Origin of the sequence: Paenibacillus tyrphae, from assembly GCF_000722545.1 — a bacterium.
Lineage (GTDB): Bacteria > Bacillota > Bacilli > Paenibacillales > NBRC-103111 > Paenibacillus_G > Paenibacillus_G tyrfis.
On the sequence record NZ_JNVM01000004.1, the window covers coordinates 367,807 to 385,199 of the forward strand.

General features: G+C 54.0%; 19 protein-coding genes and 1 other annotated feature. Of the genes, 16 read left to right on the forward strand and 3 right to left on the reverse strand.

All coding sequences use genetic code 11. From position 1 onward, the window contains the following. The first annotated feature begins 5 nt into the window (after positions 1 to 5). The 11 genes from sigE to ET33_RS05110 all read left to right on the forward strand — a co-directional run bounded on the left by sigE (position 6) and on the right by ET33_RS05110 (position 9,891). The gene (sigE, locus tag ET33_RS05060; protein ID WP_025853411.1) at positions 6 to 728 is read left to right on the forward strand and encodes an RNA polymerase sporulation sigma factor SigE; all 723 of its coding nucleotides are present in this window, start codon (positions 6 to 8) and stop codon (positions 726 to 728) included. A gap of 172 nt (positions 729 to 900) precedes the next feature. Further along, positions 901 to 1,683: an RNA polymerase sporulation sigma factor SigG gene (sigG, locus tag ET33_RS05065; RefSeq protein ID WP_010491950.1), complete on the forward strand. Its 783-nt coding sequence runs from the start codon at positions 901 to 903 to the stop codon at positions 1,681 to 1,683. Between the two features lie 463 nt (positions 1,684 to 2,146). Further along, entirely contained in the window at positions 2,147 to 2,446 is a 300-nt protein-coding gene (locus ET33_RS05070; protein ID WP_036677363.1) for a YlmC/YmxH family sporulation protein, read from the forward strand. Positions 2,447 to 2,544: 98 nt separating this feature from the next. Continuing rightward, the gene (gene pgeF / locus ET33_RS05075; RefSeq protein WP_036677366.1) at positions 2,545 to 3,405 is read left to right on the forward strand and encodes a peptidoglycan editing factor PgeF; all 861 of its coding nucleotides are present in this window, start codon (positions 2,545 to 2,547) and stop codon (positions 3,403 to 3,405) included. Positions 3,406 to 3,490: 85 nt separating this feature from the next. Next, complete coding sequence (locus ET33_RS05080; protein ID WP_036677778.1) at positions 3,491 to 4,174, forward strand: YggS family pyridoxal phosphate-dependent enzyme; 684 nt, start codon at positions 3,491 to 3,493, stop codon at positions 4,172 to 4,174. Between the two features lie 29 nt (positions 4,175 to 4,203). Beyond that, positions 4,204 to 4,629, forward strand: coding sequence for a cell division protein SepF (locus ET33_RS05085; RefSeq protein ID WP_036677368.1), 426 nt, complete (start codon positions 4,204 to 4,206; stop codon positions 4,627 to 4,629). A 28-nt stretch (positions 4,630 to 4,657) separates the two neighbouring features. Further along, positions 4,658 to 4,927, forward strand: a complete 270-nt coding sequence (locus tag ET33_RS05090; protein ID WP_088832962.1) for a YggT family protein — start codon at positions 4,658 to 4,660, stop codon at positions 4,925 to 4,927. 26 nt (positions 4,928 to 4,953) lie between these two features. Next, positions 4,954 to 5,736 (forward strand): YlmH family RNA-binding protein, encoded by a 783-nt coding sequence (locus ET33_RS05095; protein ID WP_036677372.1) that lies wholly within the window; start codon positions 4,954 to 4,956, stop codon positions 5,734 to 5,736. A 119-nt stretch (positions 5,737 to 5,855) separates the two neighbouring features. Beyond that, on the forward strand, positions 5,856 to 6,335 hold the full coding sequence (locus tag ET33_RS05100) for a DivIVA domain-containing protein (protein ID WP_010491960.1): 480 nt from the start codon (positions 5,856 to 5,858) through the stop codon (positions 6,333 to 6,335). 59 nt (positions 6,336 to 6,394) lie between these two features. Next, positions 6,395 to 6,663, forward strand: a binding site (T-box leader). Positions 6,664 to 6,713: 50 nt separating this feature from the next. Further along, complete coding sequence (ileS, locus tag ET33_RS05105) at positions 6,714 to 9,482, forward strand: isoleucine--tRNA ligase (protein ID WP_036677375.1); 2,769 nt, start codon at positions 6,714 to 6,716, stop codon at positions 9,480 to 9,482. A gap of 82 nt (positions 9,483 to 9,564) precedes the next feature. After that, the gene (locus ET33_RS05110; protein WP_036677377.1) at positions 9,565 to 9,891 is read left to right on the forward strand and encodes a DUF5665 domain-containing protein; all 327 of its coding nucleotides are present in this window, start codon (positions 9,565 to 9,567) and stop codon (positions 9,889 to 9,891) included. Positions 9,892 to 9,901: 10 nt separating this feature from the next. Here ET33_RS05110 and ET33_RS05115 read toward each other — a convergent pair whose 3' ends face one another. After that, complete coding sequence (locus ET33_RS05115; RefSeq protein ID WP_036677379.1) at positions 9,902 to 10,672, reverse strand: TraR/DksA C4-type zinc finger protein; 771 nt, start codon at positions 10,670 to 10,672, stop codon at positions 9,902 to 9,904. Between the two features lie 117 nt (positions 10,673 to 10,789). Between ET33_RS05115 and lspA the strand changes: the two genes are divergently transcribed. From lspA to ET33_RS05130, 3 genes are read left to right on the forward strand one after another with little or no spacing between them, the layout of a single operon-like run. After that, entirely contained in the window at positions 10,790 to 11,317 is a 528-nt protein-coding gene (gene lspA / locus ET33_RS05120) for a signal peptidase II (RefSeq protein WP_036677381.1), read from the forward strand. After that, a complete protein-coding gene (locus tag ET33_RS05125; RefSeq protein ID WP_036677383.1) occupies positions 11,314 to 12,267 on the forward strand; it encodes an RluA family pseudouridine synthase in 954 nt (317 codons plus the stop codon). Before lspA ends, ET33_RS05125 begins: the two co-directional genes overlap by 4 nt. 26 nt (positions 12,268 to 12,293) lie before the next feature. Next, complete coding sequence (locus ET33_RS05130) at positions 12,294 to 13,457, forward strand: aminotransferase A (protein ID WP_036677384.1); 1,164 nt, start codon at positions 12,294 to 12,296, stop codon at positions 13,455 to 13,457. A 63-nt stretch (positions 13,458 to 13,520) separates the two neighbouring features. On the opposite strand, the gene ET33_RS05135 is transcribed toward ET33_RS05130, so the two are convergent. Both ET33_RS05135 and dapD read right to left on the reverse strand, forming a co-directional pair. Continuing rightward, positions 13,521 to 14,669, reverse strand: coding sequence for an N-acetyldiaminopimelate deacetylase (locus tag ET33_RS05135; protein WP_036677386.1), 1,149 nt, complete (start codon positions 14,667 to 14,669; stop codon positions 13,521 to 13,523). Between the two features lie 76 nt (positions 14,670 to 14,745). Continuing rightward, entirely contained in the window at positions 14,746 to 15,459 is a 714-nt protein-coding gene (gene dapD, locus ET33_RS05140) for a 2,3,4,5-tetrahydropyridine-2,6-dicarboxylate N-acetyltransferase (protein ID WP_036677388.1), read from the reverse strand. 401 nt (positions 15,460 to 15,860) lie between these two features. On the opposite strand from dapD, the gene pyrR reads away from it, so the two are divergent. Continuing rightward, positions 15,861 to 16,442, forward strand: coding sequence for a bifunctional pyr operon transcriptional regulator/uracil phosphoribosyltransferase PyrR (gene pyrR, locus ET33_RS05145; RefSeq protein WP_036677391.1), 582 nt, complete (start codon positions 15,861 to 15,863; stop codon positions 16,440 to 16,442). After that, on the forward strand, positions 16,439 to 17,347 hold the full coding sequence (locus ET33_RS05150; protein ID WP_036677394.1) for an aspartate carbamoyltransferase catalytic subunit: 909 nt from the start codon (positions 16,439 to 16,441) through the stop codon (positions 17,345 to 17,347). Before pyrR ends, ET33_RS05150 begins: the two co-directional genes overlap by 4 nt. Positions 17,348 to 17,393: the final 46 nt, after the last annotated feature.

Sequence of the window (17,393 nt, forward strand, 5' to 3'; positions counted from 1 at the left end):
TAAACATGATGGTCAAGTGGAAGCTGATGCTGCAAATTATGTATTTTCGCCTGCTGCTAGTGCTGGGGCTCAAATCGGACGAAATCTACTACATCGGTGGAAGCGAAGCGCTGCCGCCCCCGCTCACACGCGAAGAGGAAGAATATTTACTGGAAAAGCTTCCTTCAGGAGATGCGGCCATCCGTGGCATGCTGATCGAACGAAATCTGCGGCTCGTTGTTTACATCGCGCGTAAGTTCGAGAACACAGGCATCAATATCGAAGACCTCGTATCGATCGGCGCAATCGGCTTGATCAAAGCGGTCAATACGTTCGATCCCGAGAAAAAAATTAAGCTCGCCACGTACGCCTCGCGATGCATCGAAAACGAAATTTTGATGTATTTGCGGCGCAATAGCAAAATTCGCACCGAAGTTTCATTCGACGAGCCGCTCAATATCGATTGGGACGGCAACGAGCTTTTGCTTTCGGATGTGCTCGGGACGGAAAACGATACCATCTACCGCAATATCGAGGAGCAGGTCGATCGCAAGCTTCTCCATAAGGCGCTTGATAAGCTGTCGGAGCGCGAACGGATCATCATGGAACTGCGTTTCGGCCTGCAGGACGGCGAAGAGAAGACGCAAAAGGACGTCGCGGACATGCTCGGCATCTCTCAGTCGTATATTTCGCGGCTCGAAAAGCGGATCATCAAACGGCTTCGCAAAGAGTTTAATAAGATGGTGTAAATTGGAAAAAGTTTTTTTTCGTGGGCGATGAAAGCGAAACCGTCCTTGCCGGAACAGGCTTTGAACGATTTTTAGGGGGCGATGCGGCCGGTGGAGAGCCCGGGAGAGCCGCATAAAAAAGCATTCCGAGGAGATAATTAACAGTAATGTTTCTCCTTGGGAGGTAATCACGGTGACCCGAAACAAAGTCGAAATATGCGGCGTCGATACGGCAAAGCTACCGGTTTTGACCAATGCGGAAATGCGTGAACTATTCGTGGACCTGCAGACGAATAACGAACGATCTGCAAGAGAGAAATTAGTCAACGGCAACCTCCGGCTCGTGCTGAGCGTCATCCAGCGGTTCAATAACCGGGGGGAATTTGTCGACGACCTGTTCCAAGTAGGCTGTATCGGACTGATGAAAGCCATTGATAATTTCGATTTAAGCCAGAACGTCAAGTTTTCTACCTACGCGGTTCCGATGATTATTGGAGAGATCCGCCGATACCTTCGGGACAACAACCCGATCCGGGTGTCTCGCTCCTTGCGCGATATCGCTTATAAGGCGCTTCAGGTGCGCGATCAGCTGACGAATCAAAATTCGCGGGAGCCCACCATTTACGAAATTTCGGAAGCGCTCGGCGTGCCGAAGGAAGATGTCGTGTTTGCGCTCGATGCCATACAGGACCCGGTGTCGCTTTTCGAACCGATCTATCATGACGGCGGCGATCCGATCTATGTGATGGACCAGATCAGCGACGACCGGAACAAAGACGTATCTTGGATCGAAGGCATTGCCCTCCGGGAAGCGATGCGGAAGCTGAACGACCGCGAGAAAATGATTTTGTCCATGCGCTTTTTCGACGGAAAGACCCAGATGGAAGTGGCCGACGAGATCGGCATTTCCCAAGCGCAAGTATCCCGGCTCGAGAAATCGGCCATATCCCAGATGCAGAAGCATGTGAAAAACTGACGGGAGCTGGCCCGACCTGCGAAGATCCGACCGACTCGCTACAATGCTGCGGGCACGGTCTTTTTTTATAGATATAGAATTTATAAATTATCAGCGGAGCTGATTGAATTATATATCGCAAGAAAAGCTTCCGTTAAAACACGAATGTATCTTCCTCGAAAAGGCTTCGATAAAAAGCTTTTTTTATAGTCTGGCGAGGACATTTTGCCCAAGTTGCTCATATAGTATAAAAAAGGGCATTTGCTGAGACGTCTTTTTAAAACTCTCGATGCTTGTTGCCGTAGAGTGAAAAGTGATCCGCGGCGAGTTTTTTTCAGGCTTTTTACCATAAAATGAATTTAAAATTAAAGCCTGAAAAACGTGTTTGAGCCGAAGCGGATTACTTTTCACTCGCAGGCGACCTGCAGAACGAAGGTTTTAAACTACGATTTCTCAGCAATATGCCTCCCCCGGTGGTGACAGCGTGAAAATATCCGATTTCCAGACCAAAGACGTGATCAATATCGTCGACGGCAAAAAGCTGGGCCAAATCAGCGACTTGGAGCTCGATCTCCGGCAAGGACGCATCGAGGCGATCGTCGTCCCGAATTCCTCCCGTTTTTTCGGACTGTTCGGCGGCGGAACCGATGTGATTATCCCTTGGAGCAACATCGTCAAAATCGGCATGGACGTCGTCCTGGTCAAGCTGGAGGACGTTCGGGCTTTCCGGCAGCAAGAGCCGGCCGATAACGTGTACGACTACACCCGCCATTCCCGCGGATAGGAAAAAACGAAGACAGACGTGATTCACCCGGACGAACAAGGGTGTTCTTTTTTTTCGCTTCGTGTATACTGAGTAGTAAAAAGACGGGAGGCGGACCCATGGAACCTTTTGTAATCCGACAAGCCGAAAACGGCTGTGAACTGCTTATGCTGGAGCGTTTCATGAACGCCTGTCCGGCCGTGACGGCCGGCTTTACGACAAGACGCGGCGGGGTTAGCCACGAAGCGTTCGGCAGCTTGAACTGCGGGCTTCACGTGGAGGATGCGCCCGCAGATGTCGTTGCGAACCGAAAATTGCTGGCCGAATCGCTGGAGATGCCGTTCGAATCGTGTACATACGCGGAGCAGGTACACGGGAAGGAAATTCAGGTTGTCGGCAGAGGGCAGCGCGGTGCGGGCAACGATTCTCGGGAGAAGGCGCTGCAGGGCAAAGACGGCTTCGTGACGAACGAACCGGGGGTCTTTTTGCACGCGTTGTTTGCGGACTGTGTGCCGCTGTATTTTTACGATCCGGTCCGCAAGGCGGTAGGATTGGCGCATGCAGGGTGGAAGGGGACGGCATTGCAAATCGCGAAGGCGACGCTGGAGACGATGAGCGCGGCATACGGCACGAAGCCCCGAGACGTGAAAGCCGCCATCGGCCCTTCCATCGGCGCATGCTGCTACGAGGTCGACGATGCCGTTATTGCGCGAATGGACAAGGTGCTTGAGCAGGTTGCGACGGGCAGCAGCGCCGACGAATCCGGCCGTTCGCCGTTCTACGAAAAAAAGCCCAACGGCAAATACAAGTTGAACTTGCAACAAATAAACCGACAAATTATGATAAAAGCAGGAATTATGCCGTCTCATATCGAAATAAGTGGTTTATGCACAAGCTGCCGTACCGACTTGTTTTTCTCGCATCGCAAAGAGGGCGGAAAAACCGGCAGAATGGCGGCATGGATCGGACTGCGGGAATAGCGGCTGGGGGACTTCCGGCTTGATAACACCGGGGACCGCCCCATAGCCGAGCAGGCCGAAAGCGAGGTGAATTGACGTTTTGACTATACAACTGCTGGAACGGATCGAAGAAGTCCGCAAGCGCATTGCCGCGGCGTGCGCCCGCGCGGGACGCAATCCCGGGGAGGTGCGCGTCATCGCCGTGACCAAATACGTTTCGCTCGAAACAACGGGACAAGCGCTGCGGAGCGGACTGACGGATGTCGGCGAGAACCGCTGGCAGGATGCCGCTGTCAAATGGGAAGCATTCGGCAGCGAAGGCGTGTGGCATTTCATCGGACATCTGCAAACGAACAAAGTAAAGGACGTCGTCGGACGATTCGCGTATATTCATTCGCTGGACAGGCTGTCGCTGGCCAAAGAGATCGAGAAGAAGGCGTCGGCGCTCGGAATCGAGGTTCCGTGCTTTATTCAGCTGAACGTGTCGGGGGAAGAGACGAAATACGGTTTGGAGCCCGGCGAGCTGCTTAATTTTGCGGCGGAGCTTCGGGGGATGAAGCATATCCGCGTGGCCGGTCTAATGACTATGGCGCCTTACGAAGCGGAGCCCGAGGCGACCCGCCCGGTGTTTCACGGCTTGCGCGAATGGCGGGACCGTCTGAATCGGGAAGCCGTGCTCGATTATGAAGTGACGGGTTTGTCGATGGGAATGTCGAACGATTTTGAAGTAGCCATTGAAGAAGGAGCGACTTGGGTGCGTCTTGGTTCGGTCTTGGTGGGCAAAGAGTGACAGAGATGAAAATCCGAGGAGGAAAGGATATGGGCGTAATGAATAAATTCATGAACTTTCTGGGCTTGCAGGAAGAGGAAGAAGTCGTGGAGCGCGAGCGCGTCGTAGAGCATCACGAAGAAGCTGAAACCCCGGCGCAGGAATTGCGTAAAAATAAGGGGAACATCGTCAGCATCCATTCACAAAAAAACGTGCGGGTCGTCTTGAACGAGCCACGGTCTTACGAGGAAACCCAGGAAATTGCCGACCATTTGCGCTCACGCCGGCCTGTCGTCGTCAATCTGCACCGGGTCCGGCCGGATCAGGCTACGCGGATCGTCGACTTCCTGAGCGGTACCGTGTATGCGCTCAGCGGCTCCATCTCGAAGATCGGACCGAACATTTTCTTGTGCACTCCGGATACCGTGGAAATCCACGGTTCGATTTCGGAAATGATGCATCATAACGAAGAATAGCGTACTTAGAAAGAACGAGGTGAACGGCTTGTACTACATTGAAGATTACATTCGCACTTTGATTCAGATTTATCAGTACGTGCTCATCGCCTACGTTCTGCTCTCCTGGCTGCCGAGCGCGCGAGAAAGCTTTATTGGGGAAATACTGGGGAAGCTGTGTGAGCCGTATTTGTCCGTATTCCGCCGTTTCATTCCTCCGATCGGCGGGATGATCGATATTTCCCCGATTATCGCGCTGATTGCACTGCGTTTCGTAGGGGAAGGTATCGTTGCGGTTCTCCGTTTCATTATTCCCTAGTTTAATCATGCAGGAGACTTAAACCGATGATGGAAGAACAACTATATGCCCACTTCCATCCAGACGAACACCGCTTTGTCGATAAGGCGGCGGAATGGGTGGAGCGGGCCGGGCAGCATACGGTCAAGCTGACCGATTTTTTGGACCCGCGGCAGATTTTCATCCTGACCACGCTTGCCAATCGGCACCCGGACGTGCAGGTGCGATTCGACGGCGGCCATCCGGGTGTGGAACGAAAGCGGGCATTGGTCGCTCCGGATTATCGCGTGCTGGACGATGAAGAGATGGGGATCAGCCTCATTGAAATTACCTCCGAGGACGAGAAGCTGAAGGAGCTGGACCACGGCGATTTCATGGGAGCGATCCTCGGACTTGGCATCAAGCGCGATAAAATCGGCGATATTTATGTGCGGGAAGACGGCTGTCATTTTCTCGTGGCTTCGGAAATTGCCGATTATATCCGGCTCAATCTGACTCAGGTGCACCGGCTGCACGTGCGGACGGAGCAGCTGCCGCTCGATAAGCTCAAGGCGACGGAAACGAAGCTGGACGAAATGTTTTTATCGGTCGCTTCGCTTCGTCTGGATGGCATCGTCAGCGACGTATACCGGCTGAGCCGGGCCAAAGTGCTTGTTCCGATTAAAGCCGGGCGTTGCAAAGTGAACTGGAAGCAGGAAGAAGATCCGAGCAAGCCGCTGAAGCAGGGGGACGTCGTATCGCTTCAAGGGTTCGGACGCTTCAAGGTGCTGGAAGTCGAAGGGGTAACCAAAAAAGGGAGATATCGTTTGAAAATCGGCAAATATGCGTGAACGCCGATTTTTTTGTTTGCCGATGCAGGAATATGCCAGCAACTGTCGAATATAGGATTACGCATGCGCGGACAACATAGGATCATAGCTTTTTTGCCAAATTTGCAGGAGGTGCAGCAATGGCTTTAACACCGCTCGATATACATAACAAGGAGTTCAGCCGCTCGTTTCGGGGATATGACGAAGATCAAGTGAACGAATTTCTGGATCAGGTCATTAAAGATTACGAATCGCTGATCCGTGAAAATAAAGAGCTGCAAAATCAGTTGGCCGCGATTCAAGAGCGTCTGGACCATTTTGCCAATATCGAAGAAACGCTTAGCAAAACGATCATCATCGCGCAGGAAGCGGCCGATGAAGTGAAAAATAACTCGAAAAAAGAAGCGCAGCTGATTATTAAAGAAGCGGAGAAGAACGCCGACCGCATCATTAACGAATCGCTGACCAAAGCGCGTAAAGTATCAGTGGAAATCGAGGAGCTGAAGAAGCAGGCATCGATTTACCGGACCCGGTTCCGCACGCTCATCGAGGCGCAGCTGGAGCTGCTCAGCAAGGAAGATTGGAGCTCGCTCGACCGGATGGAGATCGAGCAGCCTTAATTGGCCCAAGTTGACGTGGAAGCTCATTTCCGCTATACTCCCTGTATAAGTTAACATGAATCAAAGCGATGACTGGGACGAGTACTTGACGTCCAGCGGAGGCCAGCGAACCGGGGGAATGGTGCGAGCCCGGACTTCGGCGGTCAAGGAATATCCCCCAGGAGCATCTCTTGAACCTCATTCCGGAAGTAAAGAGCATCGGCTGATCCCGTTATCGATCATGGAGCGAAGACTTCGAGCCGGGCAGCGGCCGTGAACGACACGGGCGATTGTTTCGACGATTCGTCGTCTTAAACAGGGTGGTACCGCGAGACTTCTCGTCCCTTAGGGATGCGAGGTCTTTTTTTGTTGTAAATTCAGTTAGGAGTGAGACATTCGATGGATTATGGAAAAACGCTAAACCTGCTGCAAACGGATTTTCCGATGCGCGGCAACCTACCGCAGGCTGAACCGAAAATGCAGCAGCATTGGGACGAGACGGACATCTACCGTCAAGTGCAGGAGAGCCGCAAGGGCAAACCGAAGTTTGTATTGCATGACGGACCGCCGTATGCGAACGGCGACATTCATATCGGCCACGCGCTGAACAAAATTTTAAAGGACGTCATCGTCCGTTTCAAAACGATGCAGGGCTATGATGCGCCTTACGTGCCGGGTTGGGATACGCACGGCTTGCCGATCGAGCAGGCTATCACCAACAGCGGCAAAGTCGACCGAAAAAAAATGAGCGTGCCGGAATTCCGCGACTATTGCAAAGACTACGCTTTGCAGTGGGTGGAGAAGCAAAAAGCACAGTTCAAGCGACTCGGTATCCGCGGCGATTGGGATCGCCCGTATATTACGCTGCTGCCTGAATATGAAGCGCAGCAAATCCGCGTTTTCGGCGGGATGGTGACGAAAGACTACATCTACAAAGGGTTGAAGCCGGTTTACTGGTCACCTTCTTCGGAAAGCGCGCTGGCGGAGGCCGAGATCGAATACCGCGACAAGACGTCGGCTTCGATCTATGTGGCTTTCGACGTACAGGACGGTAAAGGCAAGCTGCCTGCGGACGCCGCCATCGTCATCTGGACGACGACGCCTTGGACGCTGCCGGCAAACCTTGGGATCAGCATCCATCCGGATTTCGACTACGTGCTGGTGGAAGCGGGAGGCCGGAAGTTCGTGCTGGCGCAAGGGTTGCTCGAAGCGGCTGCGAAGGAGATCGGCTGGACCGACGTGAATGTTGTGCAAACATTCAAGGGCAGCGAGCTGGAGCATGTGCTCTGCAGCCATCCGTTCTACGACCGGACGTCGCTTGTGATGACGGGCGAGCACGTGACGCTGGAAGCCGGTACGGGCTGCGTACACACTGCTCCGGGGCACGGGGAAGACGACTTCGTGATCGGGCAAAAATACGGTCTGGGCGTCTTGTGTCCGGTGGACGACCAAGGGCATATGACAGCGGAAGCGCCTGGCTTTAAAGGGCTGTTTTACGATAAAGCGAACAAGGCGATCACGGAAAAGCTTCAGGAAAGCGGCCATCTGCTGAAACTGAGCTTTATTCAGCACCAATATCCGCATGACTGGCGGACGAAGAAGCCGGTCATTTACCGCGCGACCGAGCAGTGGTTTGCATCGGTAGATAAATTCCGCCAAGCGATGCTGGACGAAATCAAACGCGTGAAGTGGACGCCGGAGTGGGGCGAGATTCGACTTCATAACATGATCGCCGACCGCGGCGACTGGTGTATTTCCCGTCAGCGCGCATGGGGCGTGCCGATTCCGATCTTTTACTGCCGCAGCTGCAACGAACCGCTGGTCAACGAGACGACGATCGAGCATGTCGCTTCGATTTTCGAGAAGGAAGGCTCCAATGCGTGGTTCCTGCATGACGAGAAGGAGCTGCTCCCGGCGGGTACCGTCTGTCCGAAATGCGGTCATGACCACTTCCGAAAAGAAACGGACATTATGGACGTTTGGTTCGATTCCGGGTCCAGCCATTCGGCAGTGCTCGAAACACGCGAAGACCTGCAATGGCCGGCCGATCTGTATCTGGAAGGCTCGGACCAATACCGCGGCTGGTATAACTCGTCCTTAATTACCGGAGTAGCAGTCAAAGGACAATCACCGTACAAAGGCATTCTGAGCCACGGCTTTACGCTGGACGGCGAGGGACGCAAAATGTCCAAATCGCTCGGCAACACGATCGATCCGAACCAGATGTGCAACAAGCTGGGCGCCGATATTTTGCGCTTGTGGGTGTCTTCGACCGATTTCCAAGCGGATCAGCGCATCTCGGACAACATTTTGAACCAGATTGCCGAGAGCTACCGGAAAATCCGCAATACGCTGCGCTTTTTGCTCGGCAACCTGTCGGATTTCGATCCGGCCAAAGACCGCGTAGCCGTAGAACAAATGAGCGAACTGGACCGGTTCGCGCTGCTGCGTCTGCACCGGATGACGGACCGTGTCATTAAGGCGTACGACAATTACGATTTCCACGTGGTGTATCAGACCGTAAATCATTTCTGCGCGGTTGATATGAGCGCGTTCTATCTTGATATACTGAAAGACCTGCTGTATGCCAGCCTTCCGGCCGATCCGGCTCGCAGAGCGGCGCAAACCGTATTATACGATGCGCTGACGGCAATAACTAAGTTGATTGCTCCGATCTTGCCGCATACGGCTGACGAGGTATGGAAATATATTCCGGGCACGACGCTGCTGAGCGTACAGCTTGCAGAGCTGCCGACGGTCGATGCAAGCTTGTTTGATGCGAATCTGGAACAAAAATGGGAAAAATTCAACGGCGTGCGTGACGATGTGCTGAAAGCGCTGGAGGAAGCGCGAAAGGAAAAGCTGATCGGTAATTCGCTCAGCGCCTCGGTTCATCTGTACCCGAATGCGGAGACGTACGAGCTGCTCGGCGGCTTTGACCGGTTGGATCTGTTGTTTATCGTTTCCGCGGTGAAGGTGCATAATCCGGAGGAGACAGCACCTGAGGAAGCTCAAACGTTCAAGGGGCTTGCCGTAAAAGTCGCTGTGGCCGATGGGGAGAAGTGCGAACGCTGCTGGATCGTTACGCCGGAGGTTGGTCATGACTCCGAGCACCCGACGCTGTGCAAACGATGCTCGGGAGTGCTGAAAGCCGGCGCTGCAGGCTAATGGGCATAGCGAGCCATCCATGGGATGCGAAGGAGCTTCCCATGGAAAGGCTCGTGATTTGAACCCCGGGAGGGTTGCCGCAATGGGACAGACGACGAAAAAGAACGAACAGGAAAAATTGCTTGAGCAGGTCCACAAAAAAGTGAGCGAAATTGCCGCGAACATCGAACGGACGCAAATTGCCGACTACGTTCTGCTCATGAACAGCCCAATTCGTCTGATTTGGACCAACCTAATTGCCGGGATTTCACGCGGCGTAGGCATCGCGATCGGATTTACCATCTTCGCTTCTACCATCTTGTATTTGCTTCAGGCGCTTAACGTGTTAAACTTGCCTATTATCGGGGATTATATTGCCGATATTGTTAAGCATGTGCAGTACCAATTGGAAGGAAGAAGAACGTACTAGCCCATAACTTTTACGGGAACCGATCTTCGGCCTCTTCCTCGGGTTCGAGCAAGCCGTCTCCTTCGCCGCTGCGCATATAGTGCTGGTACGCCTTATTGCGGACAACCGTGACCTGACGGCCGTACATGTCGGTGGCTAGGAAGCTTTCGAGCGGTTCGACGTATCCTTCGGCTTCGTCGGCTTCGATCTGCATCTCGTTGTAGCTGTCGGACTCGTTCGGATCTTCGGCCATCGCCGGCGTATTGGACGTTCCCCAGCTTTCGACGATTTGCCAGGCGTCTTCGCCGTCGAACTGCGTCTGCCCTTCGCGTTCGTCGAGACTTGTTCTTCCGAACGGCGGGTCAAGAAATTTTTCTTCCGCCGGACGGCGTTGGGACATATTGGGGTCGGGTACATGCTCTACACAGTATGCGGTTGTAGGAACAGCTTCCAACCGTTCGTGTGGAATCGGCTGCCCGCATACCCGGCAAATGCCGTATTCCCCCGATTCCATACGCGTCAGAGCTTCGTTGATGTCGGTAAGCTGATGCTCAGCATTTTCGTGAAGGGCGATATCTTTGCCGCGCTCGTACATCTCGGTGCCCAAATCGCCGGGATGGTTGTCATAGTTGGAAAGCTCTCCAGTCTGGACGCGCATGGAATCGCCGAGTCCCATATGCTCGCGTGATTCCAAATGCCGTTCCAGCCACTGTTTTTCTTCCGTTAGCTTGGCTTTGAGCGCTTGGAGCTGCTGTCCGGTAAGCGGACCGGGTGAACCGGATTCGAACGGAAGGTTCGTCAAGAAAAGCGCCTCCTTTTGATTAAAGCAAGCATGTACCGTTATGTTTCGCGCTGCCCGTTGTTTTTAGCTAGGTAAATGTATGCAGGTTGTCAGCAAGCCCAATAAGGAGTTGTTATTTTGAGATATTACATTTACGCTTTCATCGTTCTCCTGTTGGACCAGGCTACCAAATGGCTTATCGTAAGCCGATTGGAGCGGGGGGAATCGCGATCGGTCATCGGCGAGTTTTTCCAAATCACTTCTCATCGGAACACCGGAGCGGCTTTTGGTATTCTGCCAAATCAGCGCTGGTTTTTCCTGGTTATTACTTTTTTTGTAGTTGTTGGGGTAATTTGGTATTTGCAGAAGATGCGAAAAGAAGGAAAGAAGCTGCTGCCTTTTGCTTTGAGCTTGCTGCTCGGAGGGGCACTCGGCAATTTTATCGATCGTGCGCTGTTTGGCGAGGTTGTGGATTTTCTCGATTTTCACTTCCGTTTCAGTTTCTTCGGCATCCCGGTGAACTATCCGTTCCCGATCTTTAACGTTGCCGATTCCGCCATCGTCGTCGGGGTCGCCTTGATCTTCGTTGATTCGCTGATCAGCTGGCGCCAGGAATTGAAACTTAACGCCGCCAACAAGCTGGAAAGCGGGGACACACAATCATGAATGTGACCGAGCAAGGATGGTCGGAGCAGGATCAGCGATTCGAATGGACGGCCGAGCCGGAAGACGCCGGTGAGCGAATCGATAAGTTCATTACGGAAGCGCTGGAGGAAGAAGTGTCCCGCACGCAAGTGCAGCAGTGGATCAAGGACGGCTGCGTGAAGGTCGGCGGCCGCGCGGTGAAGCCGAACTACAAGCTTTCTGAAGGAGATGCCATGACGCTGGTCATGCCCGAACCGGAGGAGCTGGTGCTTACAGCGGAACCGATTCCGCTGGACGTTGTGTATGAAGATTCCGACGTGATTGTCGTAAACAAGCCTCGGGGCATGGTCGTGCACCCGGCGCCCGGACATTACAGCGGAACGCTCGTCAATGCGCTTCTGTATCATTGCAAGGATTTGTCCGGCATTAACGGCGTCGTTCGGCCCGGCATCGTTCATCGGATCGATAAGGATACGTCGGGTCTGCTGATGGCCGCGAAAAACGATCTGGCTCATTCGGGGCTTGCTGCTCAACTTAAGGCGCATACGGTCAATCGCAAATACTTTGCCCTTGTGCATGGCAACGTTCCTCACGAGAACGGTACCGTCGATGCGCCGATCGGACGAGATCCGAAGGATCGGAAGCTGTATACCGTCACCGAACGGAACAGCAAGCATGCGGTCACGCATTTTCTTGTAGTGGAGAGATTCGGAGATTACACGCTGCTGGAGCTGAAGCTGGAGACGGGGCGTACGCATCAGATTCGGGTGCATATGAAATTCATCGGACATCCGCTTGTGGGAGATCCGGCCTACGGTCCTTCCAAGAGCAAGGGGGTCCTGATGGAGGGACAAGCGCTTCACGCGGCCGTGCTCGGATTCGAGCATCCGCGCTCGGGAGCGGAGCTGCAGTTCGAAGCGCCGATTCCGGACGATATGCAGCGGCTTCTGGAAGTGCTGCGAACAAGGTAACAAGGTCAGGGACATGGGGGAACGCTATGGAACAGCTTGAGCGCTTAATCAATCCGAGTGTTAAGGAGATTCAAATCTCCGGCATCCGGAAAATTTCCAATTTGGTTGCGAATTATAAAGACGCCCTCACGCTGACGATCGGTCAGCCTGATTTTCCGACACCGGATCACATTATGCGCGCAGCCGAGCGGGCCATCGCAGAGCAACGGACGACCTATACGCCGAATCCGGGTCTTCCGGAGCTCCGGCAGGCTGCAGCGGCATTCATCGAGCGCAAATACGGGCTCAGCTATTCCGGGCTGGAAGAAGTGCTCGTTACCGTAGGCGCGAGTCAAGCGCTGGACATTACGCTTCGCACGATTTTGGAGCCGGGAAGCGAAGTGATCTTGCCGGGTCCGATCTATCCGGGCTATGAGCCGCTCATTCGTCTGTGCGGCGGCATGCCGGTTTATGCGGATACCCGCGGCACCGGCTTCAAGCTGACGGCGGAAGTACTGGAGCCGTATCTGACCGACAAAACGCGGTGTGTCATTTTGGCCTATCCGTCCAATCCGACCGGGCGTGTGATGAGCGCGGAGGAGCTTGCCGATATTGCCCGGCTGCTCGAATCGCGCAAGATGTTCGTCATTTCCGACGAAATCTACAGCGAGTTGATCTACGACGGACCTCATCACTCTATTGCCGCGCTGCCTGGGATGTGGGAGCGTACTATCGTCATTAACGGATTGTCGAAATCGCACTCGATGACGGGCTGGCGAATCGGCTTTACGTTAGCTCCGGCTTATTTGACGCAGCACATGGTTAAGGTTCACCAGTACAATGTCACCTGCGCAAGCTCCATCAGCCAGTATGCGGCCATTGAGGCGCTGACGGCGGGAATCGACGATGCGCTGCCGATGAGAGCCGAATACGTCAAACGGCGGGACTTTCTGTATGACCGGCTCGTCGAGATGGGCTTCGAGCTGGCGAAGCCGGAGGGAGCGTTTTATTTGTTCCCTTCGATTGAGCGTTTTGGCTTGTCTTCCATGGATTTTGCCATGAAACTGCTGGACGAACAGCGGGTGGCCGTTGTGCCGGGGGATGCGTTCTCCGCGCTTGGGGAAGGCTATATCCGTTTATCGTACGCTTATTCGATGGACGTTTTGGAGCGGGCCATGGAGCGGTTGAAGGTATTCGTAAGCCGCCTGTAGGTAAAAATAAAAGCTTCTCATCCCGCTTCTCTGTGACAGAGAAGGTGATGAGAAGCTTTTGTGTTATTGCTCGCTTTTCCAAGTCAGGTAACGGCTCATTAGGTCGATGGCCAAATCGATGGCGCGTTCGTCCGGCTTAAGCTTCGCATGATGCAGTCCGTAAGGGGTCCCGACGCCGAGCCAGAACATGAATCCGGGAATCGATTCGAGAAAATAACCGAAATCTTCCCCGGTCATCGCTTCGGTACATTCAATCAATTGAAGTGGCATCGAATGGTCGGTATCTCGAACCCAGTTCATAAATTGGCCCGTAACATCCGCCTCGTTAAACACCTGCCGGTAATTGGCGCCGTAGTCGATCTCAGCCTTGCAGGCGAAAGCCGTCTCCATTCCGGCGACGAGCGCCTCGATCCGGGACTTGACGAGCGACATCGTTTCGGCCGAGAGTGTCCGTATCGTTCCTTCCAGACGGGACGTCTCGGCGATAATATTCTGCTTCGTACCACCGTCGATTTTGCCGATCGTAATAACCGCCGAATCAAGGGGATTTACATTGCGCGAAATGACGGTTTGCAATTGTCCCACAAGCTGGCACGCGGCAATTACCATATCGTTCGCGTTGTGCGGGAAAGCCGCATGTCCGCCTTTACCCGTCAAGGTGATGAACAGCTCGGACGTATTGGCAAACAAGATGCCCGGTTTGGTAGCCATGGTGCCTACCGGATATTCCGGTGCGATATGCAAAGCGAAAATTTCGTCGGGCATCCAGTCCCGCAGCTCTTCGCATTCGAGCATTGGCTTAGCGCCTCCAGGTCCTTCTTCCGCGGGCTGAAAAATAAAGGTCAGATTATCTCGAATCGGCTGCTGTGCAAAATGCGTCAGAATGCCGAGGCCGATGGACATATGCAGGTCGTGCCCGCAGGCGTGCATAAAGCCGGGATGCTCCGAACGAAAATCGTACCCGGTATCTTCCGTAATCGGCAGCCCGTCGATGTCGGCGCGGTAGCCGAACCGGCGCTTCGGCGCGGTTCCTTTTACATTAACGATAATGCCGGTTCGCCAAGTGCGGACTTCGAGCCGCTCCTGGGGCAAGGATGCGATGTAATCGAGCAAATACCGCTGGGTCTTAAACTCTTGAAACCCGAGCTCCGGAATTTTATGCAAATCTCTGCGAATTTGTACAAAGCGGCTCGGGTTGACGGCTACAGACATGGTGTCAAAGCCTCCTTTGGTGAGGGAATGAAGAGAAAGGCCCGGCGTCTGATCGCCGAGCCTTGAATGCGCCGAATTACAGGTTGCGCAGGTCTTTCAAAATTTCCGTTTTGGACTTCGTTTTGTCGTCCACTTTTTTGATGACGCGGGCAGGGGTACCGGCAACGACGCTGAACTCCGGAACGTCTTCCACGACGACCGCGCCTGCAGCAACGACGGAACCTTGTCCGACGCGCACGCCTTCCAGAATAACGGCGTTAGCGCCGACGAGCACGTCGTCTTCGATCACGACCGGTTGAGCGGAAGGCGGCTCGATCACGCCTGCGAGGACGGCGCCTGCTCCGATGTGGCACATTTTGCCGACTTTCACGCGTCCGCCGAGAATGGCGTTCATATCGATCATCGTGCCTTCGCCGATGGTTACGCCGATGTTGATTACGGCTCCCATCATGATGATTGCGTTGTCGCCGATGCCGACCATGTCGCGGATAATCGCGCCCGGCTCGATGCGGGCATTAATATTTTTGAGGTCCAGCAGCGGAACTGCGGAGTTGCGGCGGTCATTCTCGACGACATAGTCTTCGATTTTGCCGGCTTCCGCATCCAGCACGCTTTTTACTTCCGCCCAGTCGCCGAACAGTACGCCGCTTTTGCCGGAGATGAACGCTTGAATATTGTCTCCGAAGGAGATGGATTCCAGGTCGCCTTTAACATATACTTTAACCGGAGTCTTTTTCTTGCTTGTTTTAATGAAATTAATAACGTCTTCCGTATTCATTTCGATCGACATAAACGGGATTCCAGCTCCTTATGTAGTGATACCGTGAACGAAAACGGGCATGATCCGTTGTCCCGAAGATCACGAACTACATCTTTTATAGCATAAAACGCATGCCCTAGCAATCCTTGGCCGGTCAAACCGGGTGCGATTCGAAGAGTATTGACATCGGGTGTCGAACATGGCATAATGCTTGTAACTGAATAGCACCTTTAAAATCAGTCCCGTGAGGCTGGCAAGGTGAACGACGAATCGAACGGTCCAAGCGGATGCGCCGACGGCATAGATGCCGGTGAGGTGTGTCTGTCCCGGTATGACCTGTTCTGTTCCTGTGCGCGCAAACCTTGCCGATACGGCAAGGTTTTTTTATGGTCTAAATCGCGAAAGCTTTGGTGAAGGAGGTTGCCTGACCGATGGAGTCTGCTGAACATGTGTTAATGGATGAAACCGCGATACGGCGGGCTCTGACGCGTATCGCCCATGAGATTTTGGAGAAAAACAAGGGCTTCGAAAACTGCATGTTAATCGGCATCCGGACACGGGGGATTTACCTTGCAAAGCGGGTGGCCGACCGAATCCACGAGATCGAGGGCATACCCGCTCCCATCGGCGAAGTGGATGTGACCAAATACCGGGACGACCGAAGCGGCTTGCTGGAAGCGACCGTATCGGGAGCCCGGGAGGATGCGCCGGGAAGTGAGCAGGCGAACGATCGTCTGGAGGTTCACAACAAAAAGCTCATTTTGTTCGATGACGTGCTGTTCACGGGACGCACTGTAAGGGCAGCCATGGATGCCCTGATGGATCTCGGCCGGCCGCAAATGATTCAATTGGCGGTGCTGGTGGATCGGGGGCACAGGGAACTGCCGATTCGTCCGGACTTCGTAGGGAAGAACATTCCGACGTCCCGGCTCGAAAGCATCGAAGTACAGGTGAATGAAGTGGATGGGGTGGATCAAGTCGTCATCACAGGACAGAGGAGGCCAAACGAATGACACAGCTTCAAGTACAGTCGGAAAAACATTTGCTAGGCACCAAAGGACTTAGCGCCGGAGAGTTGAACGCGATCCTCGATCGTGCGGCCCACTGGGAACAGCATCCGGTAAAAGTGACGAACCAGCTGCAAGGGCGCTTTGTCGCCAACATGTTTTTTGAGAACAGCACAAGAACGAGATTCTCCTTCGAGGTTGCGGAGAAAAGGCTCGGAACGGAAGTGCTCAACTTCGCGGCAGCCGTCTCCAGCGTACAGAAGGGCGAATCGATCTATGATACGGTGCGAACGCTCGAATCGATGGGCATCGACGCCGGCGTTATCCGCATGAAGCCCAACGGGCTGCTGGCCGAGCTGGCGCAAAAAATCAAAGTCCCGCTGATCAACGCGGGCGACGGCAACAACGAGCATCCGACGCAGGCGCTGCTTGATCTGTATACAATGCGCAAGCAGTTCGGCGAGATCCGCGGCCTTCATGTGGCGATCGTCGGAGACATCCAACACAGCCGCGTGGCGCGTTCGAACCTGTGGGCGCTGCAAACGTTGGGAGCCAAAGTAAGCTTCTGCGCGCCGCCGGTCATGCAGGCCGCCGAGCTTGCGGAGCATGCGCCTTATGTCTCGCTTGACGAGGCGCTGAAAGCCGACGTGGTCATGATGCTGCGTGTGCAGCTCGAACGGCACGAAGGATCGCTGTTCGGCTCGGCTGAGGAATATCGCGCTGCCTACGGACTAACGGCAGAACGCGCCGCACGCATGGCGCCGCACGCCGTGATCATGCATCCGGCTCCGTTCAACCGGAATGTGGAAATCGACGACGAGCTGGTGGAATGCGAGAAATCGAAAATTTTTACGCAAATGAGCCATGGCGTGCCGATCCGGATGGCGGTCATCGAACGGGCGCTGAGCTAAACCGAATCCTAACCTACTACGAAGATGAAACGAAGCGGAGGTTCCC

Excerpts from the sequence above, each read along its gene's own strand:
- ET33_RS05135 (WP_036677386.1), bottom strand. The coding sequence starts at position 14,669 with ATGTCTGTAGCCGTCAACCCGAGCCGCTTTGTACAAATTCGCAGAGAT.
- dapD (WP_036677388.1), bottom strand. The coding sequence starts at position 15,459 with ATGTCGATCGAAATGAATACGGAAGACGTTATTAATTTCATTAAAACA.
- sigE (WP_025853411.1), top strand. The coding sequence starts at position 6 with ATGATGGTCAAGTGGAAGCTGATGCTGCAAATTATGTATTTTCGCCTG.
- ET33_RS05100 (WP_010491960.1), top strand. The coding sequence starts at position 5,856 with ATGGCTTTAACACCGCTCGATATACATAACAAGGAGTTCAGCCGCTCG.
- ET33_RS05130 (WP_036677384.1), top strand. The coding sequence starts at position 12,294 with ATGGAACAGCTTGAGCGCTTAATCAATCCGAGTGTTAAGGAGATTCAA.
- pyrR (WP_036677391.1), top strand. The coding sequence starts at position 15,861 with ATGGAGTCTGCTGAACATGTGTTAATGGATGAAACCGCGATACGGCGG.
- ET33_RS05110 (WP_036677377.1), top strand. The coding sequence starts at position 9,565 with ATGGGACAGACGACGAAAAAGAACGAACAGGAAAAATTGCTTGAGCAG.
- ET33_RS05085 (WP_036677368.1), top strand. The coding sequence starts at position 4,204 with ATGGGCGTAATGAATAAATTCATGAACTTTCTGGGCTTGCAGGAAGAG.
- ET33_RS05150 (WP_036677394.1), top strand. The coding sequence starts at position 16,439 with ATGACACAGCTTCAAGTACAGTCGGAAAAACATTTGCTAGGCACCAAA.
- ET33_RS05095 (WP_036677372.1), top strand. The coding sequence starts at position 4,954 with ATGATGGAAGAACAACTATATGCCCACTTCCATCCAGACGAACACCGC.
- ET33_RS05125 (WP_036677383.1), top strand. The coding sequence starts at position 11,314 with ATGAATGTGACCGAGCAAGGATGGTCGGAGCAGGATCAGCGATTCGAA.
- ileS (WP_036677375.1), top strand. The coding sequence starts at position 6,714 with ATGGATTATGGAAAAACGCTAAACCTGCTGCAAACGGATTTTCCGATG.
- pgeF (WP_036677366.1), top strand. The coding sequence starts at position 2,545 with ATGGAACCTTTTGTAATCCGACAAGCCGAAAACGGCTGTGAACTGCTT.